The following is a 3,035-nucleotide window of genomic DNA, read 5'->3' as shown; positions in this document are numbered from 1 at the left end:
ACAACAAAAGGACATTTTTTCCCAGTTATTGCCTCATTTGCCACAGAAAAACAATCAATGCTGTTTCAGCACGGGCGGCTGAACGTTAACCAACTGACCGAGCTGATGCCGCTCTCCCGTCCTGCGGTGTCGCATCATTTGAAACTGATGTTGCAGGCGGAATCGGTGCGGGTGTTGGCGGAGTTTGCCGAAATGGGCATTGATTTGCTGGAGATTTTCGGCGGCAACTATGAAAGTCCCGCAATGATTCAGGGCGTAAAGGAAAGCACACGCCGCCGCGAAGCTTATTTCTTGGATTATGCCGAAAAGCCCGCCAAGCCATCGGCAGCGTGCCGTTGATCGTAACCGGCGGTTTCCGAAGCCGTGATGTGATGGAACAGGCATTGGCAGAGGGCAGTTTGGATTTGGTCGGGATCGCCAAACCTTTTGCACTCATTCCCGATTTGCCACAACGGATGTTATTGGGCGGATTGGCAAAAGCGGAATTGCCCGCCGTCCGCACAGGCTTGGGATTCATCGATCGCAAGCTCGGCGGCTTTCTCGAACTGGGCTGGTATGCTTATCAAATGAAGCTCATCAACACAGGCAACGCCCCGCAGCCGAAACGCTCCGCGTGAGCGGAACTGTTCCGCCTGCTGAAAAACATCCGCCAACACCGCCTGCGTTCCGAACAGGCGTAAAAAGTGCGGTGTTTTGCAATTTTTCGCTTAAATTCCATCGCTTGTAGCTACAAAAGTGCGCTCTATTTTACGAATTTTTCTTTATATTCCCCAACAGTAATCTGCGCCCTTCAAATTCCTTGCCGGCAATTTCCAAAGCGAAGCGTTCTTTGTCGGCGTCGCGTACTTTGTCGTGTACGGCACGTAATTCCTGCACGCTAGCACCCAATGCCTTGACGATTTCATCGCCCATTTTCATGGAAGAATAGAAGGTTTCGCGCACTACGAAATCCGCTTCCGCTTTCACTAGGGCCAGCGCATTGCGTCTGTCCCAGGCGCGCACGAACACCTTGGCGTTCGGGTTGATATGATGAATATTTTCCACAATTCTGACCGCACTTTCTCCGTTGTCCACGCATACCGCTACGATGTCGGTGTGTTCTACGCCGCTGGCATGCAGCACGTCGGCGCGGGTGGCGTCGCCGTAATAGACTTTGAAACCGTATTCGCGTGCGATGTTGATGATGTCGGGATCGTTGTCCAGAATGGAAATGGTGGCACCGTAGGCTAGCGGCATTTGGCTGACCACCTGCCCCATGCGCCCGAATCCGATAATCAGCACGTTGCCGTTGAGTTCGCCCGCATGTTCTTCCACATCGTCCACTGCCGCAGCTGCGCTGGGTTCTTTGACACAGCGGTCGAACAGCATAACGCTGAAGGGTGTCGTAATCATGGAGAGCACCACGATTGCCGTCATATTCGCTAGCACTTCCGCATTAATCGCCCGTTGTGCGGCAGCGGAGGCGAGTAATACGAAGGCGAATTCACCGCCCTGCGACATCAGTACGGCGCGGTGTATCGCGGTGTGATGGCTTGCTTTGGTAAAACGCGCCACTCCATAAATGGCAAAGCATTTCAAGATAATCATCAGTACAGTGGCGGAAAGAATTACCTTCCAGTTATTGAGCACCGTTGCCACATCCAGCGACATCCCGACAGCTAAGAAAAACAGCCCGAGCAAAAGGCCTCGGAACGGTTCGATATCCGCTTCAAGCTGATGACGGAAGTCGGATTCCGACAGCAGCACTCCCGCCAGAAACGCACCCATCGCCATAGACAGACCGCCCAGCTCCATTAAATAAGCCGCACCGAGTACCACCAGCAGCGCGGCGGCAGTCATCACCTCGCGTGCTTTGGATTTTGCCAGAATTTTAAACAGCGGATTGAGCAGCCAAATACCTGTCGCAATCAACACTACCAAAGAAAGCGCGGCAACACCGATTTTCTGCCATAGCGGTACGGCATCGGCAACGGCATTGGGATTATCGGGTGCTAGAAATGCTACAATCGCCAGCATGGGCACAATCAGCAAATCTTCAAACAGCAAAATGGAGACAATGCGCTGACCTTGCGGTGTGCTGATTTCATGACGTTCGTCCATAATCTGCATGACCATTGCGGTAGAGGTGAGTGTAAAACCTACCGCCGAAATAAACGACATCACTAAAGAAAAACCGTAAGCTAGCCCGATTTGGGTAAGGAACAGACTGGAAAGCGTCACCTGCAGGGTACCCAAGCCGAAAATCTGATTACGCAATTTCCATAAATGCGACGGCTTCATTTCCAGCCCGATCAAAAACAGAAACATCACCACGCCGAATTCCGCAATATGCAAAATAGCGTGGGAATCGGTAATGAGCTTTAATCCGAAGGGTCCGATAACCAGCCCCGCAGCCAAATAACCCAGAATCGAGCCTAGACCTAAACGTTTAAATAACGGCACGGCAACTACCGCCGCCCCCAATAACTCCACCACGTGCAATAAATCGCCGTTAGCTGCTTCTACCGCCATAATTCCTGCCTTTGTTAATTCATAAAAATTTTTCGTATTATAAAAGAAAATCGCCGTAACACAAAAAAGTCGTCATTTGACGGCTTCCTCTAAGAAAAGTGCGGTCGGTTTTTGTTAAATTATTGCACTTTGCCGTCGATTTCGATCGGGGTATATTCCACCGGCAGCCAAGTGTAGCTGCCGTTGCTTTCGGCACGGATGTGTCCGATGCCGGGGAAGGGCATATGTGCGCCAGCTATCCAGATTTTACGTGTGGCAGCATCTTTGAGCTCGGATTGGCGGCTGGCGCGTGCCTGTTTGGGGTCGCTGTCAAACTCAATGGCGATTTCGGGATCAAGCATTTGCAGTGTGTGGTTGTGCATCAAATCGCCCCAAACCAGCATGGTTTGTCCTTTTGAAGTGAACTCGATGCCATTGTGCCCAGGCGTATGACCAGGACTCGGTTTGGATACCATACCCGGAATCACTTCTTCGCCGGTTTTGTAGAATTTCACCCGATCAATTTGCCATCAGCCGTATAAATT

Annotated in this window: 4 protein-coding genes; 2 read left to right on the top strand and 2 right to left on the bottom strand. The window is 51.4% G+C overall.

Going from position 1 to position 3,035, the window contains the following annotated elements:
- The first annotated feature begins 27 nt into the window (after nucleotides 1-27).
- Together HMPREF3263_RS04180 and HMPREF3263_RS04175 are read left to right on the top strand one after the other, a co-directional pair.
- On the top strand, nucleotides 28-339 hold the full coding sequence (locus tag HMPREF3263_RS04180) for an ArsR family transcriptional regulator (RefSeq protein WP_083327588.1): 312 nt from the start codon (nucleotides 28-30) through the stop codon (nucleotides 337-339).
- A gap of 32 nt (nucleotides 340-371) precedes the next feature.
- A complete protein-coding gene (locus HMPREF3263_RS04175) occupies nucleotides 372-617 on the top strand; it encodes an FMN reductase (protein WP_141762784.1) in 246 nt (81 codons plus the stop codon).
- A 130-nt stretch (nucleotides 618-747) separates the two neighbouring features.
- Here the strand turns inward: HMPREF3263_RS04175 and HMPREF3263_RS04170 are convergent, their stop codons facing one another.
- Together HMPREF3263_RS04170 and HMPREF3263_RS04165 are read right to left on the bottom strand one after the other, a co-directional pair.
- On the bottom strand, nucleotides 748-2,511 hold the full coding sequence (locus HMPREF3263_RS04170) for a monovalent cation:proton antiporter-2 (CPA2) family protein (RefSeq protein ID WP_070853009.1): 1,764 nt from the start codon (nucleotides 2,509-2,511) through the stop codon (nucleotides 748-750).
- 119 nt (nucleotides 2,512-2,630) lie between these two features.
- Nucleotides 2,631-3,005, bottom strand: coding sequence for an MBL fold metallo-hydrolase (locus HMPREF3263_RS04165; protein WP_218117719.1), 375 nt, complete (start codon nucleotides 3,003-3,005; stop codon nucleotides 2,631-2,633).
- Nucleotides 3,006-3,035 lie beyond the last annotated feature (30 nt).

It is taken from the genome of Haemophilus sp. HMSC61B11 (assembly GCF_001838615.1).
GTDB lineage: Bacteria > Pseudomonadota > Gammaproteobacteria > Enterobacterales > Pasteurellaceae > Haemophilus_D > Haemophilus_D parainfluenzae_AD.
This window is presented reverse-complemented; position numbering and strand designations above follow the sequence as displayed.

Bases quoted from the DNA above. Each gene is read 5' to 3' on its own strand.
- HMPREF3263_RS04175 (WP_141762784.1), top strand. From the start codon at position 372: ATGGAACAGGCATTGGCAGAGGGCAGTTTGGATTTGGTCGGGATCGCC.
- HMPREF3263_RS04170 (WP_070853009.1), bottom strand. From the start codon at position 2,511: ATGGCGGTAGAAGCAGCTAACGGCGATTTATTGCACGTGGTGGAGTTA.